The 18753-nt window shown below is 62.8% G+C and carries 15 protein-coding genes; 11 read left to right on the top strand and 4 right to left on the bottom strand.

Annotated elements, in window-relative coordinates; all coding sequences use genetic code 11:
• Positions 1-318 precede the first annotated feature (318 nt).
• Positions 319-1113, bottom strand: a complete 795-nt coding sequence (locus ABIA90_RS05130; RefSeq protein ID WP_354117635.1) for an IclR family transcriptional regulator — start codon at positions 1111-1113, stop codon at positions 319-321.
• A 237-nt stretch (positions 1114-1350) separates the two neighbouring features.
• On the opposite strand from ABIA90_RS05130, the gene ABIA90_RS05125 reads away from it, so the two are divergent.
• The 6 genes from ABIA90_RS05125 to ABIA90_RS05100 all read left to right on the top strand — a co-directional run bounded on the left by ABIA90_RS05125 (position 1351) and on the right by ABIA90_RS05100 (position 7438).
• Positions 1351-2511, top strand: a complete 1161-nt coding sequence (locus ABIA90_RS05125) for an aminotransferase class V-fold PLP-dependent enzyme (protein ID WP_354117497.1) — start codon at positions 1351-1353, stop codon at positions 2509-2511.
• 29 nt (positions 2512-2540) lie between these two features.
• The gene (locus tag ABIA90_RS05120; protein ID WP_354117496.1) at positions 2541-3437 is read left to right on the top strand and encodes an amino acid ABC transporter substrate-binding protein; all 897 of its coding nucleotides are present in this window, start codon (positions 2541-2543) and stop codon (positions 3435-3437) included.
• A 62-nt stretch (positions 3438-3499) separates the two neighbouring features.
• The gene (locus tag ABIA90_RS05115) at positions 3500-4294 is read left to right on the top strand and encodes an amino acid ABC transporter permease (protein ID WP_354117495.1); all 795 of its coding nucleotides are present in this window, start codon (positions 3500-3502) and stop codon (positions 4292-4294) included.
• On the top strand, positions 4291-4983 hold the full coding sequence (locus ABIA90_RS05110; protein WP_354117494.1) for an amino acid ABC transporter permease: 693 nt from the start codon (positions 4291-4293) through the stop codon (positions 4981-4983). The genes ABIA90_RS05115 and ABIA90_RS05110 overlap by 4 nt, the downstream gene beginning before the upstream one ends.
• 40 nt (positions 4984-5023) lie before the next feature.
• A complete protein-coding gene (locus ABIA90_RS05105; protein WP_354117493.1) occupies positions 5024-5791 on the top strand; it encodes an amino acid ABC transporter ATP-binding protein in 768 nt (255 codons plus the stop codon).
• 171 nt (positions 5792-5962) lie between these two features.
• Complete coding sequence (locus tag ABIA90_RS05100; RefSeq protein WP_354117492.1) at positions 5963-7438, top strand: FAD-binding oxidoreductase; 1476 nt, start codon at positions 5963-5965, stop codon at positions 7436-7438.
• A 20-nt stretch (positions 7439-7458) separates the two neighbouring features.
• Here ABIA90_RS05100 and ABIA90_RS05095 read toward each other — a convergent pair whose 3' ends face one another.
• Positions 7459-9495 (bottom strand): molybdopterin-containing oxidoreductase family protein, encoded by a 2037-nt coding sequence (locus tag ABIA90_RS05095; RefSeq protein ID WP_354117491.1) that lies wholly within the window; start codon positions 9493-9495, stop codon positions 7459-7461.
• A gap of 268 nt (positions 9496-9763) precedes the next feature.
• Here ABIA90_RS05095 and ABIA90_RS05090 point away from each other — a divergent pair, with 268 nt between their 5' ends.
• The gene (locus ABIA90_RS05090; RefSeq protein WP_354117490.1) at positions 9764-10039 is read left to right on the top strand and encodes a DUF3303 domain-containing protein; all 276 of its coding nucleotides are present in this window, start codon (positions 9764-9766) and stop codon (positions 10037-10039) included.
• Positions 10040-10530: 491 nt separating this feature from the next.
• On the opposite strand, the gene ABIA90_RS05085 is transcribed toward ABIA90_RS05090, so the two are convergent.
• The gene (locus ABIA90_RS05085) at positions 10531-12090 is read right to left on the bottom strand and encodes an acyl-CoA carboxylase subunit beta (RefSeq protein ID WP_354117489.1); all 1560 of its coding nucleotides are present in this window, start codon (positions 12088-12090) and stop codon (positions 10531-10533) included.
• A complete protein-coding gene (locus ABIA90_RS05080; protein ID WP_063983838.1) occupies positions 12020-12994 on the bottom strand; it encodes an IclR family transcriptional regulator in 975 nt (324 codons plus the stop codon). Before ABIA90_RS05080 ends, ABIA90_RS05085 begins: the two co-directional genes overlap by 71 nt.
• Before the next feature lie 94 nt (positions 12995-13088).
• Here ABIA90_RS05080 and ABIA90_RS05075 point away from each other — a divergent pair, with 94 nt between their 5' ends.
• From ABIA90_RS05075 to glsA, 4 genes are all read left to right on the top strand, one after another.
• Entirely contained in the window at positions 13089-13310 is a 222-nt protein-coding gene (locus ABIA90_RS05075) for a biotin/lipoyl-containing protein (RefSeq protein WP_014495968.1), read from the top strand.
• A 167-nt stretch (positions 13311-13477) separates the two neighbouring features.
• Complete coding sequence (locus tag ABIA90_RS05070; RefSeq protein WP_354117488.1) at positions 13478-14641, top strand: TAXI family TRAP transporter solute-binding subunit; 1164 nt, start codon at positions 13478-13480, stop codon at positions 14639-14641.
• 42 nt (positions 14642-14683) lie between these two features.
• Positions 14684-16882 (top strand): TRAP transporter permease, encoded by a 2199-nt coding sequence (locus ABIA90_RS05065; RefSeq protein ID WP_354117487.1) that lies wholly within the window; start codon positions 14684-14686, stop codon positions 16880-16882.
• Between the two features lie 22 nt (positions 16883-16904).
• Positions 16905-18752: a glutaminase A gene (gene glsA / locus ABIA90_RS05060; RefSeq protein ID WP_354117486.1), complete on the top strand. Its 1848-nt coding sequence runs from the start codon at positions 16905-16907 to the stop codon at positions 18750-18752.
• Position 18753 lies beyond the last annotated feature (1 nt).

Below are 18753 nucleotides of genomic sequence, written 5' to 3'. Positions count from 1 at the left end.
CAACCGGTGGGATTACCGCTGCCGGTCAGCCCGCCAATCGCAGGCTGGAATATGGATATGGCCCCCTTAATCAACACTTACGGGCAATCCACAAACAGGGAGTGCAACGGAGTGGGATGTTCCATATCGAGAGGACATCATTAACGTCGGTTAAACGCGACCGCAGAGATTAAGGGGTAAGCGGCCTGCGGTGAGGTCGATACGGCCTAACGCCGGCGTGAGCGGGTGCGTCCGATGGGGCTGCGCAGCATCACAGCGCAGCAGGCACGTCGGTCTGGTTAACCGCGGCAACGGCGCCGACGCCGAGGCATCACGCCATCATTGGGCATCTGCGCCATCGTCGTCTTCGACTTGCAGAATGGTCCCGGATAGCAGAGCGGCGGCCTTTTGAAGCGGCGCTATGAACCGGTCCAGTTCGGCGAAGCTCACGCGGGCCACCGGTACAGAGACGCCGAGGCAAGCGATCAATTCCCGATCCGGCGACAGAATGGGGACGGCGCACCCCACCACCCCCTTGACGTACTCTTCGTTTGTCTTGGCCCAGCCGCGTTGTCGCGTCTCCTCGAGAACTTTCATCAGCGCGTGGACATCGACGATCGTCGTTTCGGTGAATTTGGTCAGGGGTAGCGCGCGGCACAGCTTCGCCCGGATCCGCTCGGGCAGTCTGCTCATATAGATCTTTCCGGTCGACGTGCAGTGTAACGGCGCCGCTTCTCCCGGATTGAACTGGAGACCTTGCGGCTCCGAAACGCGAACGCTGTCGACATAGGCAACGAAATTGTCGCGTACGACGCCGATCTCACACTGTTCGCCGATTTCTCCCGCGACCGCCCGAAGCACCGCGTGCCGCCGCGCAGTACGAAATGCAGCGCCTATGACCGTGGCCGACAGTGTGACGAGCTGGTTGCCCACAACGTACCGCTTGGTACCCAACGCCTTCTGAAGCAATCCGCGGTCTTCGAGGTTTCCGATCAACCTGTGTGCCGTTGGAAGCGGCAGCGAAAGAGCCTTTGCGATCTCCGCGGCCGAGACGGCTTTGCGCTGGTCGGCAACATGCCGAACGATCGCGAAAGCCCGATCCAACGGTCCTTCCTTCCCAATTCGCTTCGTCATTTCCCACCCGGCCAAAACTGGAAGTGAAATCAAGATCAACGCCGAGTATTATCATTTTTCGGAATAAAACCTATTGAAATTCGACATAATCGATTGTCGAAATCCTGAAAGCTCATATTCTTGGCGTCACCGGCGATTGACCAGAAATTGTGCAGTGCGGTCTCGCCGTTCCGAAAATCGCGCTCCGCCGCTTGGCCGGGAGCCAAGTTCTGCCGGCGCGCTCAACAGGAGATGTGCATGTCTCGTCATTACGACGTGGACGCCGTGAGGAAGGAATTCCCCGCCGTCGAACGGATGGTCTATCTCGACTCCGGGTTTCAAACGCCGCTCGCGCGTCCCGTGAAGGCCGCGATCGAGCTTTTCCTTCGCGAGGGCTTCGAGACAGCCGGTCCGAAGAGCATCTGGCTCGATCGGGTCGAGCAGACCCGTGCCAAGGTCGCCCGCTTTCTCGGCGTGACGGCGGATGAGATTGCCTTCACGAAAAACACGTCGGAAAGCATGAACATTGCGGCAAATGCACTGCCGCTGCAGGCCGGTGACAACGTCCTGATGATCCACGGCGATCACCCGAACAACGCCTACGCGTTCCTCAATCTGCAACGGAAAGGCGTCGAGGTCCGCTTCATCCCGATGACGGAAGTCGTCGACGCCGACAGCTTTGCTCCCTTCATTGACGAAAGGACGCGTGCGATCTCGATGTCGCATGTGACTTTTCACGCCGGTCACCGCTTTGACATCGAGAGCGTCGGCGCGATGTGCGTCAGGAACAAGCACCACTTCGTGGTGGACGTGATGCAGGCCATCGGAGTCGTGCCTGTTGACGCCAAGGCGATCGGCGCAAGCTTCATCGGCTCCGGCAGCCACAAGGGATTACTGGTTCCGCAAGGGCTCGGGCTGCTCTATTGGGACAAGACGCTCAAAGAGCTCGAGCCGACCTATCTGGCGGCTGCGAGCCTCGCCGAGATCCCGAGCGATCTCATCGCGCGTGCCGACAGGATGGCGCCCTCGCCGGCCGCCAGGCGCTTCGAGCTCGGCAACTTCAATCTGCCCGCAGTCCACGCCCTCGGTGCTTCGCTCGACATGATCGAGCAGATCGGGGTGCAGAACATCCAGAACCACTGCTTCGATCTCGGCGATCACCTGATTGCGCGCCTGGACGAGCTGGGCGTCCGCCTCGTCGGTCCGCGCGAACGCAAGCATCGCGCTCCGCACATCTACGTCATCGCCCTGCCCGCGGCAGACTGGCTCGGCCATTTCGAGGAGAACGGCGTGCGCGTGTCGCCCGAACGAGATGGCATTCGCGTCTCGCTCGGCATGTTCAACACCGCCACCGACATCGATCGCCTGATCGACGTCATCCGCCGGCGAGGGCTCGGACGCCCGTCCGTCGCAGCTTGAATCTGACAAACGATGGGAAGGCAAAGACCATGAAGAAGCTCGTTCAGGTATTGGGACTTCTCCCGGCGCTCCTGGCTGTCAACGCAAGCCCGTCCGCGGCAGCCGACAGCCCGACGCTCGACAAGATCAAATCCAGCGGTTCGATCACGATCGGCTACCGTGAGGCTTCGATACCGTTCTCATACCTCGGGCCGGATCAGAAGCCGATCGGATTCTCGCTCGATCTCTGCGCGGCGATCGTCGATCGCATCAAGGATGAGCTGAAGTTGCCCAGTCTGAAGGTCAACTACACGCCGGTAAACTCCTCGAACCGGATTCCCCTGATCCAGAGCGGGACTGTCGACATCGAATGCGGCGGCACCGCCAACGACAAGAAGCGGCAGGAACAGGTCTCGTTCTCGGTCGCAACGTTCGTCAGCCAGCCGCGCTGGCTCGTCAAGGCCGCCAGCGGCGTGAAGACCGCCGGCGACCTGAAAGGCAAGACGGTTGTCGCCACGCAAGGCTCCAACGCGGTAGGTTTCGCGCAAAGCGTCAACGTCAAGGAGCAGCTCGGCCTCAACATCGTCCAGGCCAAGGACCATGCGGAGTCCTTCCTGATGCTAAATACCGGCCGTGCCGTCGCCTTCATGGAGGACGATATCCTTCTCGCCGGGCTCAAGGCTGCGGCGCCGAATCCGGACGCGCTCCTGTTCCTTTCCGAGGGTTACGCGAAGATCTACTATGGGCTGATGTTCACCAAGGGCGATGCCGGCTTCAAGAGGCTCGTCGACGACGTTCTCTCCAAGCAGATGGCATCCGGCCAATTCGAGAAGACCTACGCGAAATGGTTCACCAGGCCGATCCCGCCCAAGGGTGAGAACCTCGCATTCCCGCTCACCGACGAGTTGATGGAGCGGATCGCACATCCCAGCGATGCCGTCGACTGATTGACGGAGCTGATCGTCTCGGAAAGTCATCCTCGTCCGCACCTGCAACCCGGAGGCTCGCGATGTTCGGAGTGCTTTTTGAACAGGCGGCAGACGGCCAGCGCTATATCGACTGGCTTCTGTCGGGTCTCGGTTGGACCCTGGCTCTGGCCTTCTTCGGCTGGTGGATCGCCTTCGGCATCGGCGTATTCGTCGGCGTGGGCCGCACGGTCCAGAATCGTTTCGTCTCGATTCCGGCCCGGCTCTACGTCGAGATATTCCGAAACATCCCTGTCCTGGTGCAGATGTTCCTCTGGTACTTTGTTTTCCCGGAGGTGGTGCCGGCCGCGCTCGGAAATGCCATCAAGCAGATGCCGCCGCCTTGGGCATCGTTCTTCCCGGCTCTCCTTTGCCTGGGACTCTACACGGCGTCTCGAATAGCAGAGCAGGTCCGGGCCGGCATCGAAGCGCTTCCGAAGGGGCAGATCGAGGCCGCCAACGCTCTCGGCCTCAGCGGCTACCTCACCTATCGCTACGTCGTCGTGCCGCAGGCTTTGCGCCTGATCGTGCCGAGCCTCACCAGCGAGGTGATGGGAATATACAAGAACACCTCCGTCGCACTCACGATCGGCTTGACGGAGCTGACCGCACAGGCGCGCCAGATCAGCGAGGCAACGTTCCAGACATTCTCGGCATTCGGCGCGGCGACGATCATCTATCTTTGCCTGGCGCTGGTTGCGTATCAGATCATGACGCTCATCGACAAGGCCGTCAGAATTCCGGGCAGCGCCCCGGTGAAGCTCACTGCTGAACAGGATCTCGCCGCCGACATGCAACAAGGCAGCGCTCTGCCTAGCGCCATGGAGACCGTGAAATGAATACCCTCGATTTCTCGATCGTCGCGCAGTCGTGGCCTTATCTCTGGTCGGGCCTGCTCTTCTCGCTTTCGCTCACGGCGGCCGCATTCGCCATCGGCATGGTGCTCGGAACCTGTCTTGCGCTGGTACAGCACTTCGAGGTCCCGGTGTTCGCGCAGATCGTCCGCGGCTACGTCGCGATCATCCGGTCGATCCCGTTGATCCTCGTCCTCTTCTGGTTCTTCTTCCTGGTGCCGATCGTGCTTGGGCACCTGAGCGGCAACGGCCGCCCGATTCCGATCGGGGCGACCTACACGGCGTTCATCACCTTTGGCATGTTTGAAGCCGCCTACTACTCCGAGATCATCCGCGTCGGACTGCGGGCCGTGAACAAGGGGCAGTTCGAGGCCTGCCAGGCGCTCGCGCTGTCGACCTACGACACCTACCGCCATGTCGTTCTGCCGCAAGTCCTTCGCGTGGCGAGCCCGATCATCCTGAGCCAGACGATCATCCTGTTTCAAGACACGTCTCTCGTTTACGTGCTGTCGTTGACGGATCTTCTGGGCGCGGCTTCCAAGCTCGCACAGCTCAATGGACGTCTCGTCGAGATGTACCTCGTCGTCGCGGTGGCCTACCTCGCCATCAGCTCGGTGGCCTCCCAGTGCGTCGCCACTCTTCGCAAGCGATATGGCCTTGCCACGGCACGGTGATCATCGGGATACCAAACGGCCTCGTATTTGGGAGACGAACATGCCTCAAGCGACTGTCAGCAATGCCACGCAGCCCAATGCAATCGTCCTCGTCGAAAATGTGATGAAGCGATTCGGCGCATTCAATGCGCTGAACGACGTCAATCTCAAGGTCGGCAAGGGCGAGAAGATCGTCCTTTGCGGCCCTTCGGGCTCCGGCAAGTCGACGCTCATCCGGTGCATCAACCATATCGAGAAACACGACGGCGGCAGGATCGTCGTCGACGGTGTCGAATTGAGCAACCGCATGGCCGACATCAACAGCGTGCGCTGCGAAGTCGGGATGGTCTTTCAGAGCTTCAACCTCTTTCCGCACCTCACGGTCGCCGAGAACTGCATGCTGGCTCCGATGAAGGTTCGCGGCATCTCGCAAGCGGAAGCGCGCGATCGCGCACTCGGCTTGCTGCGGAAGGTCCGCATCCAGGATCAGGCGGACAAGTATCCCGCACAATTGTCGGGTGGCCAGCAGCAACGCGTCGCCATCGCGCGGGCGCTGTGCATGCAGCCCAAGATCATGCTGTTCGACGAACCGACGTCCGCTCTCGACCCCGAGATGGTCAAGGAAGTGCTGGACACCATGGTCGAGCTGGCACGAGATGGAATGACGATGGTCTGCGTGACACACGAGATGGGATTCGCCCGCGAGGTCGCCGATCGGGTCGTCTTCATGGATCGCGGAAGCATCCTGGAGGAGGCGGATCCGGAGACATTCTTCCGGGCTCCGCGCACCGAACGGGCCAAGGGTTTCCTGAACCAGATCATCCACTAGGATCCCGCTCGGCCGAAACCAAGCGCCGTCGGTGACGGGCACCTGCTGGACGCGTTCGTCCACGGTCCCCGCTTCGAGACATATTGCCATTAGACTCCCCGCCGCAAACGTGGAGAATACCCCCGCACGTTACGTGCGCAGTGCACACCAAGATGCGCCAGGGGAAACAAAATGCCGGCTGCCTTCCCGTCCTCCCTACCCACCATCCCGACCGCTCCTTTGACCGCCCGGATGCGCGATGCGCTGCGCGCGATCGTCGGCGAGAAGGGCCTGATCGAGGACGAGCACGGCAAGCAGCCGTTCGTGACGGATTGGCGCGGATTGCTGGTTGGCGGCGCGGGCGCCGTCGTTCGTCCTGGCAGCACCGAGGAAGTCTCCAAAGTCGTCCGGCTTTGCCATGAGCACGGCGTCGCGATCGTGCCGCAGGGTGGCAACACCGGCCTGATGGGCGGGGCCACGCCCTGGCCGGCGCACACCGGCATCGTGCTGTCGCTCGGCCGCATGAACCGCGTGCTGGACGTCGATGCCGTCGGTTACGCGATGACGGTCGAGGCCGGCTGCGTTCTCCAGACGCTTCAGGAGACCGCAAGCCGTCACGACAGGTTCCTGCCGCTCAGCCTTGGCGCCCAGGGCTCGTGCATGATCGGCGGCAATCTGTCGACGAACGCCGGCGGCGTGCAGGTGCTCCGCTATGGCAATGCCCGCAATCTCGTCTTGGGGCTCGAAGTCGTGCTGGCCAACGGGGATGTCTGGGACGGACTGCGTGCGCTCAAGAAGGACAACACGGGCTACGACCTCAAGCACCTTTTCATGGGCGCCGAGGGAACGCTGGGCATCATCACGAAGGCCGTCCTCAAGCTGTGGCCGGCGCCGAAGGACGTCTGCACGGCGTGGCTGGCGATCCGCGATCCGCGCGCGGCGCTGGAGATCCTGTCCGAAGCCCATGCCGCATCAGGGGACAATGTCGGCTCCTGCGAGCTGATGAGCCGCAGCGCCATCGACATGGTGCTGCGCCATATTCCCGGCACCCAGGATCCTCTCAAGGCGGACACGCCATGGTACCTCCTGCTTGAATGGTCGTCCTCGCGGGCCCGACAGGACGGGACCGAGGGCATGACCGAGAAGCTGGAGCAGTTTCTCGCCGATCAGCTCGAGGCCGGCCGCGTGCTCGACGCGGTGATCGCGCACACCGGAAATCAATCGCGCAACATGTGGCGCATCCGGGAAAGCGTCGCCGAGGCCTCCCGCGCCGAGGGACCGGGACTGAGCTACGACGTGTCGGTGGCTATCTCCAGGATTCCCGGGTTCATCGACCAGGGGCTCAAGGCCGTGCTCGACATTCTCCCGACCATTCGCCCCTATCCTTTGGGGCACATCGGCGACGGCAATCTGCATTTCTCGTTCATGGGCCCCAAAGGCATGGATCAGCAGACGCTGACCCAATATTCGTCCGCCATCACGCGGGCCGTGAACGATCTCATCACCTCGATGGGCGGCTCGATCTCGGCGGAGCATGGCATCGGCATCGACAAGCTCGACGAGCTCAGTCACTACCGCTCGAAGACCGAGCTCGACATCATGCGCACCATCAAGCGGGCGCTCGATCCGCAAAACATCATGAATCCGGGCAAGGTGCTGCGGCTGTGATCGATGCCGGATAGCCTCGTCTACAACGATGCCTGCCTTCGCGCGACCTCCACGCGGGCGCCGTAGTCGGACTGGCCAACGGAGAAGTGAAAAAGACTGAGAGCGTCTCCGGTCAGGACCGCGTCGCCGGACGTGAGATGATTGAGGCCAACCCAGCCATCGCGCATCCAGACCACTCCGGGCTTGACGTCGTCGGTGACGCAGGCCTTTGCCGCGAACTCGCCCCGCTGATTGTAAATCCTGATCGCATCCCCGTTGCTGAGCTGACGCGCCTCTGCATCCACCGGCGATATCCAAAGTTGCGGGGCGACATTGTGCTTTGCCAATGCCGGGAGAGCCTGGCCCTCGTCATAGAACGAATGAAAATGTGTCAACGTCCTTCCGAAGCTCAGCGACAACGGATAGGGCGAAGCCTGGTCGCCGCCATGCACCGGAAGTGGCGGAAGCCCGAGCCTTGCCGCCTGCGGCGAGCAGAATTCGATCTTCCCGGACGGTGAATCGAATTTCCGATCCGCATAGGCGACCGCGGGCACGTTAAGAGGCAAAAAGCCACCGGCAGCGCGCAGCGACGCAACAGTCGCATGGCCGGTTGTCGTGTCATTCAAGATGACATCGATCACCTCTTCGATCGACGCCCACGGAAAGAAGTCAGCAAGCCCGAGGGAATGTGCCAAAGAACTCAGGATTTCATAGATCGGGCGCGTCTCCCCCTCCCGCTCCAGTGCACGCTCCATCAGATAGAGGTGCGTGTTCGTCACCTTAAATCCCAATTCCTCGAGCCAGGCGGTTCCAGGCAACAACACATCGGCAAAACGCCGCGCCGTTTCATTCATGAACAGATCGACGCAAACGACCAGACCCGTCTTGTCGAGACCATGGGAGATTTCACCGGCGTCCGCGAAGGACGACAGCATGTTGGTCCCGAGCAGGAGCAAAACCTTGAGCTGCCCGTCGGACAAGGCCTTTGCGATGTCGGGCATTTGATTGGCAACATAATTGCCCGGCGCGCGCGTCACACCCGTATTCAGATTGCACATGGCCGCACTGTGGGCGCCATGACGTGGGCCGAGACCGCCGCCTGCAACCCCCAAATTGCCGGTCAACGCCGGCAGACAGCTGATCGCACGCGCCGCATGCCAGCCGTTGGCATTCTTGTGCATGGAGCTGCCGCCGAGAAGGATCATGGCTGGTCGCGTGGACGCGTACGCTCTGGCGAACGACGCAATCTGGCCTTCCTCAAGACCGGTCTCGGCTGCTGCCCAGGCCGGCGTGAAGGGCAGAACGTGAGACGACAATTCCGCGAAGCCGACGGTATGCGCTTCGATAAACTCAGAGCCATAGAGCTTTTCAGTGACGATGACGTGCATGACGGCCAAAGCGAACGCAGCGTCCGATCCAGGGCGGATCAGGAAAACTTCATCCGATTGAGCCGCCGCTTCCGTTCTCCTTACATCGATCGTGATGACTTTTGCCCCGCGACGCCGAGCCGCGACGATATGACGGGCGGTATTGGGCTGACTCGAAATGTTCGCGCCCCAAAGCACGATCATGTTCGAGTTCTCAGCCATATCCTCCTTGGTATTGACCTTGAGCGCGCCCGTCAGACCCACTCCAAAACCGCCAAGCCCCCAACAGACCATTGCAGGATGCCAGTTCTGGCATCCATACATATGCGCGAAACGCTGCATCAACTGCACCGTCACGGCACTGCCCACGGTGAAGCCGCCATGCCCCGCCCATAGACCCACCGCCTCGGGTCCAGCCGACCGCATCCGCTTCGCCATGAAATCCAGCGCCTCGTCCCAGCTTACGCGGCGCCAGATGTCGGTGCGGCGATCGTCGCGAATCTGGGGGTAGAGCAGTCGCTTCGGATTGCCGAAGATCTCGCTGGTCGCGCGCCCGCGAACGCAAAGAAACCCGGCACTGTCCGGATTATCCTTGTCTCCGCTCAGCGTCTTGAGCCGACCGCTCTCGACCTCAACCTGCATTCCGCAAAACGTCGGGTGGCAGTTCATCGGACACATGGTGCGGACGATCTTCGCATCGACAGCCGACATGAGCGAGCCCTCCCGGTCTCATTCCGAGATGATCTTATCAGAGACGGGATAGGTCGGCAGCCCCAATGAGTTCCCCGTTCGCGCCGCCACGGCCGTATCGTCATGTTCTCCAGCGGACGCCGGTGACACACGACCAAGTCCGTTTCGGCTTCCGCATCGCACTAACCCACCGCTTCATTCGCCGTTGTTATTCGACATGCCAGCGCTATTGTGCGCGGGCGGCGCAGCCGCAGCATTCATCCAATAATTCAGATTATGGGAGAATCGCATGAAATTCATTACAACCTGGAGTGTACCTCAAGGCACCTTCAATGCAGCCGTCAGCCGTTTTCTGGAAACCGGCGGAGCGCCACCCGAAGGCGTCAAGATGCTGGGCCGGTGGCATGGCATGAACGGACAGGGATTTGCGATCTCTGAATCCAGCGATCCAATTGCGATGTATCGCTGGCTCGCGCAGTGGGCTGACCTGCTCCCATTGACCGTCACACCCTGTCTGGAGGATGGCGACGCGGGCGAAGTGATGGCCTCGCTGCCCAAGCGCTAATCGTCAATCCTCATGTCGCTGCCGCTGAAGACCGGCGGCAGTGACATCCCCGGCAGGTCTAAAATATCGATCTGTCCGGCCGAAGGCGTGGCCGTTTCCGTGGCGGCTTACAACGAATGTGTTTGTGGGTATTTCGATAGGGTCGTCAGTGCCGGCCGCGATTCCTTTAGCGCTCAGGTGGCGGGCGCGGAATCACCCATTGCTCGAGGCGATCGATTGATGCCTCCCGTTCATGCTGGCCCAGCCAAATCGTAAAGAGAACCAGCGCGGCGGCGAGAGCCCCGATGCCGAAATACAGGTTCCTCATGCGCGTTTGAATGCACAGCGCCGGAAATGGTTCCACGCATCACGACTTGCACCGCGCCGCTCCACGAGGAGCGAAGCGACGAAACAATCCAGACGGCCTCCGCGGGTAAAGTCTGGATTGCTTCGCGGAGCCCGTCATCGGGACTTCGCTTCGCGCGCCCCCGGTTGCTCGCCGTGACCGCAACCTACGGCCTGATCGTCATGTTCTCCGGCGGCCCCGCCTTCCGCAACGGCTCGGCCAGCCTTGCGAACTCGCACAGCAGCGACCTTGTCTTCCTGGGATCGATGATCTCCTCGACCCAGAATTTTTCGGCGGAGCGGAACGGCGAGCGCAGCTTGTTCAGCCGTTCCTGGATCTCGTTGAGCTTGCCCGCCTTGTCCTCGGCCGCATCGATGTCGGCGCGGTAGGCGGCTTCGATGCCGCCCTCGAGCGGCAGCGAGCCCCAATAGGCTGACGGCCAGGCGTAGCGGATCGAGAAGCGGTCGGCCGGCTGATGCACCACGCCGGCGACACCGAAGGCGTTGCGGAGGATCACGGTGCACCAGGGCACCGTGGTCTGATTGACCGCCGCCATGGCACGGACGCCGTGGCGGATGGTGGCCGCCTTCTCGGCATCGAGGCCGATCATGAAGCCCGGGCAGTCCATGAGATAGACGATCGGCAGGTGAAAGGTTTCGGCGAAGTCGACCCAACGCACCACCTTCTGGCACGCATCCGCGGTCCACGAGCCGCCGTAGTGGAAACTGTCGCTTGCAAGCACCATCACCGCCCTGCCCTCGAGCCGGGCGAGACCGACGATAACAGGCTTGCCGAAATTCTTGGCGACCTCGAAGAACGAGCCCTTGTCGACGACCGATTCGACGATCGGCCGCATCTTGTAGACCTGCTTGCGGTTGCGCGGCACCGCATTCATCAGGGCTTCCTCGGTGCGCTCCGGATTGTCGGTGCAGGGCAAGGTCGGCGGCAGTTCGTAGACCGATGACGGCAGATAAGAGAGGAAACGCCGCGCGCAGGCGAATGCCTCTTCTTCGGTATCGACGGCATGATCGACCGCGCCGGCGCGGGTCTGGATGTCGGCGCCGCCGAGCTCCTCCTTCGAGAGGTCCTGCCCGAGCGCCTTCACCACCGGCGGCCCCGCGACGAACATCGCGGACTTCCGGGTCATGATCGAATAGTGGCTGGCGGCAAGGCGCGCCGCGCCTAAGCCTGCGACTGAGCCCAGACCGAGCGCGACGACCGGCACGCGCGACAAATTCTCCGTCGTGAAGCGATACCAGCGCGTGCCGCCGATGCCGCCCGGCAGATTGGCCGCGCCCTTGGTCTCGATGGTCTTGACCGAGCCGCCGCCGCCGGAGCCCTCGATGATGCGGACGATGGGCAGCCGGAAATCATGCGCCATTTCCTCCGCCATCAACGGCTTGGCCGAGATCGACGCATCGGCCGAGCCGCCGCGGACGGTGAAATCGTCGCCGACCACCACGACCGTGCGGCCTTCGACACGCGCGCGGCCGAACACGCAGTTCGCCGGCGTCAATTTCTGCAACTCGCCACTGGAATCGTACTCACCGATGCCGGAGACGGCACCGATCTCGTGAAAGCTGCCGCTGTCGATCAGTCTGTCGATACGCTCCCGAACAGTCAGTCGGCCCTGGTCATGCTGACGCTTGACCTTGTCAACGCCGCCCATCTCCCGCGCGAAGGCTTCGCGCCGGGCGAGCTCGTCGAGTTCCGGCTTCCAGTTCATTCACTCCCTCCGAATTGATCGGCTTGTTATTGTTATGCACGGCCATGGCGACCGGTTTGCGCGAGAGGCGGTTGTTGAAGACATCACCTTCCGCGCCCTCCATCAGGCTTCCGAGCGAGCGGCCGAGCGCGACCATCAACGGCGCGACTTCGGCATGCAGACGCTGCTCGTCATACATCGACGACAACAGCCCGATCGTGATGACGACGAAGGTCTGGTATTGCGGCGACCAGATCGGCACCGCGAGGCCGTTGATGTGCGGGCTCCACAGGCCGCAGGCCGTGACGTAACCACGCTCGAGCAACGACTGCCGGTTGGCCTCGATGCGGGGCCGCAGGATCTTTGCAGCTTCGGGCGCTTCCCGTTCCATGTCCGTAATGAAGGCATCGCCGACTTCAGGCGCTAGCGCCGCCGTGTAGGCCGCGCCCGCGGCCGTCGAGGCCATCGAGATGCGGCTGCCGGTGCCCTCATGCAGACCGAGCGCAGTCGCCGAGCGCGCGAACTGGAGATAGACCAGATGGAAGCGATCGGGGACGACGAAGCCGACAGTGCCTGGCAATTGCTCGGCGACTTCCTGGAGCCGCTGCCGGATCATGCTGCGCAGCTGCGCGCCCTTCATCATCGAGGCGCTCATCGCCACCGCGCTCGGGCCGATGCGATATTTCTGGTCGCGCGGCAGGTACACGAGTTGCCCCATCCGCGTCAGCGTGTGCGTGAGCCGCGACACCGTCGAGCGCGGCAGGCCGCAGCGATTTGAAATCTCGAGATTGCCGAGTCGGGCCTCATGGCCCTCGAAGCATCGCAACACGTCGAACGCGCGCGACACCACCTGGATGACATCACCCTCGCCGGCATCGCCAGCGAGCGCACCTTGCCTGCTTAACCGCTCCGATCGTCGTCCCATGTTCCCTACCGTTCGTTCCGCTCTGCGGAATTAAATTCCACTTGCAGACGACGCTACCTCAGGCATTTTGCGACGACAACAAAAAGGCGATGGCATGCCAGAAATTAAGATCGTCACGGAGGTCGCGGGTCGCATCTGCGCAACTCCCGTGCAAGTTGGAGGAACCGTTGCGGATGGCGATGACGTTGTAGTCGTCGAAGCCATGAAGATGGAGATACCTGTGCCCTCGCCCGCGAGCGGCACGATCACATCGCTGCTGGTCAAGCTCGACGATGTCGTCGCCGAAGGACAGGCGATCGCGATCGTCGCGAACTGACTGCATTATCCGTGGCTTCCGCGACAATCTGTCTGCCTCATCACCGTGTTCGCGGTACGGCGTTGCCATCGCCTGATCGCGATGACATGATCCGTTTCAAACAAAAAACTGTTTCAAACAAAGAATGAAACTCTTCGCGGCAAACGCGAGGATCATTGGAGGGAAACATGCTTCGTGGGCTGACCATGCTCGCGCCTGCCTTGGTTGCGGGCATTTCTTTTGCGTCTACAAGCTATGCAATCGCCGAAGACATCAAGCTGCCGGCGACATTGACGTTCACCGCCTATGACACCGGCACCGCCGGCTTCAACATCGCGGTCGGCGTCGGCAAGATGATGAAGGACAAATACGGCACCGATGTGCGCGTGCTGCCCGCAGGCAACGACGTCGCGCGGCTTGCACCATTGCGCGCCAAGCGCGCGGCGTCATCGGCGATGGGATCAGGTACCTATTTCGCGCAGGAAGGCGTGTTCGAGTTCGGCTCGAAGGAATGGGGCCCGCAGCCGCTCCAGATCATGCTCTCGAGCGTCGATTGCAATTGCGGTTCGCTTGGGGTCGCAGCCGATAGCGGCGTGAAAGATCTGAAAGACCTGAAAGGCAAGCGCGTCGGCTTCGTCGTCGGCTCGCCCGCGCTGAACCAGAACTCGCTCGCGGTGCTCGCCTTCGCAGGCCTGACGCAGAAGGACGTCAAGGTCGTCGAGTTCGCGAGCTACGGCGCGATGTGGAAAGGCCTGATCAACAACGACACCGACGCCGCCTTCGGCACCACCATCACCGGCCCTGCCAAGGAAGCCGAGACCTCGCCACGCGGCCTGGTCTGGCCGCCACTTCCCGCCAAGGACAAGGAAGGCTGGGCGCGGATGCAGAAGGTCGGTTCGTTCTTCTTCCCGCAGACCGCAACCTGCGGTGCCGGCATCACTCCGGACAAGCCGATCGAGCTCGGCAACTACCCCTATCCGATCTTCATCGCCTATGCCTCGCAACCGGCCGACCAGGTCTATGCGATGACCAAGGCGATGATCGTCAGCTACGACGCCTACAAGGACTCCGCGCCCGGCGCCGGCGGGCTCGCCGCCGACCGGCAGACCAAGAACTGGGTGGTGCCCGTGCATCCCGGCGCGGTGAAGGCCCTGAAAGAAGCCGGGCAATGGTCTGACGCGCAGGACGCCCACAACAACAAGCTGTTCAAGCGACAGGACGTGCTCGGCGCGGCGTGGGCGGATTACGGCAAATCCAATCCGCCGTCGGACGAAAAGGCCTTCCTCGAGGGCTGGATGAAGGCGCGCGCCACGGCGCTGGCCAAGGCCGACATGCCGAACGGGTTTGACTGACCGTCAAGCTGCCTGCCGCAGAATTGTTTGAGGAGAGCGCCGATGTCAGAGACTGCGGCAGCGCCGGCGACGAAGGTTGAGTTCGCAGATCCGCATCTCGGCGCCGCCGCCGATCTGCAGGAAGCCGAGGTCACGCGCGTCCGCACATTGAAGGGCGCGTGGCGCTGGGTGCTGATGGCGGCCACCGCAGCCACCATTCTGTTGTGTGTGAACCAGCAATTCTCGCTGCGGTTCTTCATCGACTACACCCAGCTCAACACCGAATATTTCTACCTGCTGATCGCGTTGATGCTCCCGTTCACCTTCCTGATCTTTCCGGGATCGGAGAAGGCGCCGCTCGACCGCATCCCCTGGTACGACCTGCTGCTGTTCGCCGCGACCTTCGGTTCGGCGATCTGGTTGATGCTCAATATCCGCAAGGCCGCGCAATTCGGCTGGGAGTTCGATGGCGCGCCTGGCAGCGTCATCGCCGCCGGGCTCGTGATGTGGTTCGTGCTGATGGAGGCGCTGCGGCGCACCGGCGGCTGGAGCCTGCTACTCAGCGTGCTGCCCTTCACGCTCTATCCGCTGTTTGCGGATTCCTCCTGGCTCGGGCCGTTCCGCGGCACACAGTCGACGCTGCAGCAGACCACGTCCTATCACATGCTCTCCGGTGAGAGCCTGCTCGGGATTCCGATCCAGGCCTTTGCCGACACCGTGATCGGCTTCCTCGTCTTCGGCACCGCGCTGATGATGACGGGCGCGGGCAAATTCTTCATCAACATCGCCTTCGCGATGTGCGGCACCTTCCGCGGCGGCGCGGCAAAAGTCTGCGTGTTCGCCTCCGGCCTGCTCGGCACCGTCGGCGGCAGCATCGTCTCCAATGTTCTGACCGCCGGAACGATGACGATCCCCGCGATGAAGAAGACGGGGTTCACGCCGTCCTATTCCGGCGCGATCGAGGCCTGCGCCTCGACCGGCGCCGTGCTGGCGCCGCCGGTGCTGGGCGCCACCGCCTTCGTCATGGCGCAGTTCATGAACACCGGCTATGCCGACGTCGCGCTCGCCGCCACCATCCCCTCGATCCTCTATTATGTCGGCCTGTTCGCGCAGGTCGACGCCTATGCCGCGCGCCACAAGCTGAAGGGCCTGCCGCGCGCCGAGCTGCCGCGCTTCTGGGACGCTTTCAAAGAGGGCTGGTACTATCTCTTCGTGATCGTCGTGCTCGTGGTGATGCTGCTCTACTTCAAGCGCGAGAGCCACGCGCCGTTCTATGCCTCCGTGCTGCTCGTGATCCTGCATCAATGGTCCGGGCCGGCGCGCTGGAAGCTCGGGAATACGCTGGTGCTCGCCGGTTCGATCGCGGCAACGGCTGCGATGTTCTGGTTCGGCGTGCTCAACGCCGCGCTGTGGGGCATGTGCCTGCTGGCCGCGCTGAACGAATTCTTCCCCGGCAAGAACTGGGGCGGCGCGCGCTGGCTGCATTTCCTCGAACTCAACGGCAAAACCTTCGTCGAGCTGATCGCGATCCTCGCCGGTTGTGGCCTGCTGATCGGCGCCTTCTCGCTCACCGGCGTGATCTCGAGCCTCGCCAACGATCTGCTCAGCATCGCCGGAGGTGATGCCTTCCTGCTGCTGATCATGTGCGCCATCACCAGCCTGATCCTCGGGCTCGGGCTGACCACGACCTCCTGCTACATCTTCCTGGCCATTCTGGTGGCGCCGGCGCTGGAGAAGCTCGGGCTGAACAAGATGGCCGTGCACATGTTCATCTTCTACTGGGGCATGCTGTCCTCGATCACACCCCCGGTGGCGATCGCCTCCTTCGCGGCGGCCGGCATCGCCGGTGCGCCCGCGATGAAGACGGGCTGGGAGAGCATGTGGGTGGGCAGTATCATCTACTTCATCCCGTTCTTCTTCGTGCTCAATCCGGCGCTGCTGCTTCAGGGCCCTAATCCGTATCTCGAGGCGTTCGGGCTCACCGGCCTTGCCTGTTTCGGCATCGTCTTCATTTGCGGCGGCATCCAGGGCTATCAGGCCTATGTCGGCGACCTCCGCGGCGCGGGGCTGATGGAATGGCCGCTGCGTGTGCTGCTGGTGATCGGCGGCTTTGTCGTGGCCACCCCGGGCGGCGGGATCATGCCGCTGTCGCAGGTGCAGGTCACGCTGCTGGGCCTCGCGATCCTCGTGCCCACGGTTTTGATCGCCCTGCTGCTGGTCCGGCGGCAGGCTGTGGTGCCGGACGGGTTGCGCGTGCCCTGATTGCGTTGCACAAAGACAGGCGATGACAACGCTTTCGCCTCTCGCCTCCGCCTGGACCCGCTCGAAGCCGCCCTTGCTGCGGTTTCTGGGCAATTGTCTCAACGAATTCTCGGCCGAGACCTCCGGCGCCGTTGCCGACTACATCCCCGAGCTTAGCAAGGCCGACCCTGCCCATTTTGGCATCAGCCTCGCGACCCTGGACGGCCATGTCTACGAGGTCGGCGACAGCCGGGTGCCCTTCACCATCCAGTCGATGTCAAAGCCGTTCGTGTTCGCGCTGGCGCTGGACCTCCTGGGCGCCGGCCGCGTCGAGAGCGCGATCGGCGTCGAGCCCTCGGGCGATCCCTTCAACTCGATCCGGCTCAATTCCGAGAACCATCCGTTCAACCCGATGGTCAATGCCGGCGCGATCGCCTGCACCGGGCTGATCTATGACAGCAAGGGCGCGGACGCCTTCGAGCAGATCCGGCTCGCGCTCAGCCGCTTTGCGGGGCGCGATCTCGCCGTGGACGAGGCCGTTTACAGCTCGGAGAGCCAGACCGGCGACCGCAACCGCGCCATCGGCTACCTCCTCAAGACCAATGCGGTGATCTCGGACAATGTCGCCGGCGTGCTCGACGTCTATTTCCGGCAATGCGCGGTGCTGGTCACGGCGCGCGACATCGCGGTGATGGCGGCGACGCTCGCCAATCGCGGCGTCAATCCGGTCACGGGCGAGCAGGTGCTGACGCCCTACGCCATCTCGCGCACGCTGTCGGTGATGACGTCGTCCGGCATGTACGACTACGCCGGCGAGTGGATCTACCGGATCGGCATCCCCGCCAAGAGCGGCGTCGGCGGCGGCATCCTCGCGGCCCTTCCCGCCCGGCTCGGGCTCGGCAGCTATTCGCCGAGGCTCGACAAGCATGGCAACAGCGTGCGCGGCATCAAGGTCTGCGAGGCGCTGTCCTCGCATTACGACCTGCACATGCTCAACCGCAGCGACGACGCGCGCAACGCCGTCATCGCCGATTACGACATCGGCAAGAGCCCGTCGCGGCGCGTGCGCCGGCCGCAGGAGCGCGAGATTCTGGCCGGGCACGAGCAGGAGGTGCGGGTCATCGAGCTGGTCGGCACGCTGTCGCTGTCGGCGGTCGACTATGTCTCGCGCAGGCTGGCCGGACAGCCGCGGCCGCAAATCGTGATCTTCGATCTCCACCGCGTCACCTCCACCACGCGCGCCGGGGCGCGGCTCGTGGCCGAGGCATTCGAGGAGCTGGCGGCGCTGAATGTGACCGTCGTACTGTCGGGGGTCAGGCGTGCGTCGAAGGAATGGGACAGCCTGCGGGAATGGACGGCGGAGCTGAAGAACGTCCGCGACTTCTACCTGCTCGACACCGCGATCGAATGGGCGGAAGACCAGATCGTCTACCGCTACGGCGGCTCGATCGATTTCCACGAGACGACCGAGCTTGCCGAACAGCCGCTGCTATCGGGCATGAGCGAGGAAGAGCTGACCGACCTCGCCTCGATCTGCACGATCCGGACCTTTCCATCCGGGGCAAAGATCATCACGACAGGCGACCCCGCCGATTCCCTGTTCTTCCTGCGCAGCGGCGCCGTGCATGTCACCCTGCCCGACGGCGTGCGGCTGGCGACGCTGACCGCCGGCATGGCCTTCGGCGAGATGGCGCTGCTGGAGCCGACGCGTTCGGCCGATGTTTACGCGGACATGGCGGCGACCGCATTCGAGGTGCCGCTGAAGGATTTCGAGCGCTTCCGCAAGCAGCACCCGCGCGCTTCCGAGCGCATCATGCGCAATCTGGCGCAGCTGCTCGCCGACCGCCTGATCGTCGCCAATGCCAAGGTCGACATTCTGACGTCGACGTGAG

Origin of the sequence: Bradyrhizobium sp. LA6.8 (assembly GCF_040547935.1) — a bacterium.
GTDB lineage: Bacteria > Pseudomonadota > Alphaproteobacteria > Rhizobiales > Xanthobacteraceae > Bradyrhizobium > Bradyrhizobium barranii.
This window is presented reverse-complemented; position numbering and strand designations above follow the sequence as displayed.

What these genes read in the sequence shown, in the direction of transcription:
- ABIA90_RS05130 (WP_354117635.1), bottom strand. Translation starts at nt 1,113, where the DNA reads ATGACGAAGCGAATTGGGAAGGAAGGACCGTTGGATCGGGCTTTCGCG.
- ABIA90_RS05125 (WP_354117497.1), top strand. Translation starts at nt 1,351, where the DNA reads ATGTCTCGTCATTACGACGTGGACGCCGTGAGGAAGGAATTCCCCGCC.
- ABIA90_RS05120 (WP_354117496.1), top strand. Translation starts at nt 2,541, where the DNA reads ATGAAGAAGCTCGTTCAGGTATTGGGACTTCTCCCGGCGCTCCTGGCT.
- ABIA90_RS05115 (WP_354117495.1), top strand. Translation starts at nt 3,500, where the DNA reads ATGTTCGGAGTGCTTTTTGAACAGGCGGCAGACGGCCAGCGCTATATC.
- ABIA90_RS05110 (WP_354117494.1), top strand. Translation starts at nt 4,291, where the DNA reads ATGAATACCCTCGATTTCTCGATCGTCGCGCAGTCGTGGCCTTATCTC.
- ABIA90_RS05105 (WP_354117493.1), top strand. Translation starts at nt 5,024, where the DNA reads ATGCCTCAAGCGACTGTCAGCAATGCCACGCAGCCCAATGCAATCGTC.
- ABIA90_RS05100 (WP_354117492.1), top strand. Translation starts at nt 5,963, where the DNA reads ATGCCGGCTGCCTTCCCGTCCTCCCTACCCACCATCCCGACCGCTCCT.
- ABIA90_RS05095 (WP_354117491.1), bottom strand. Translation starts at nt 9,495, where the DNA reads ATGTCGGCTGTCGATGCGAAGATCGTCCGCACCATGTGTCCGATGAAC.
- ABIA90_RS05090 (WP_354117490.1), top strand. Translation starts at nt 9,764, where the DNA reads ATGAAATTCATTACAACCTGGAGTGTACCTCAAGGCACCTTCAATGCA.
- ABIA90_RS05085 (WP_354117489.1), bottom strand. Translation starts at nt 12,090, where the DNA reads ATGAACTGGAAGCCGGAACTCGACGAGCTCGCCCGGCGCGAAGCCTTC.
- ABIA90_RS05080 (WP_063983838.1), bottom strand. Translation starts at nt 12,994, where the DNA reads ATGGGACGACGATCGGAGCGGTTAAGCAGGCAAGGTGCGCTCGCTGGC.
- ABIA90_RS05075 (WP_014495968.1), top strand. Translation starts at nt 13,089, where the DNA reads ATGCCAGAAATTAAGATCGTCACGGAGGTCGCGGGTCGCATCTGCGCA.
- ABIA90_RS05070 (WP_354117488.1), top strand. Translation starts at nt 13,478, where the DNA reads ATGCTTCGTGGGCTGACCATGCTCGCGCCTGCCTTGGTTGCGGGCATT.
- ABIA90_RS05065 (WP_354117487.1), top strand. Translation starts at nt 14,684, where the DNA reads ATGTCAGAGACTGCGGCAGCGCCGGCGACGAAGGTTGAGTTCGCAGAT.
- glsA (WP_354117486.1), top strand. Translation starts at nt 16,905, where the DNA reads ATGACAACGCTTTCGCCTCTCGCCTCCGCCTGGACCCGCTCGAAGCCG.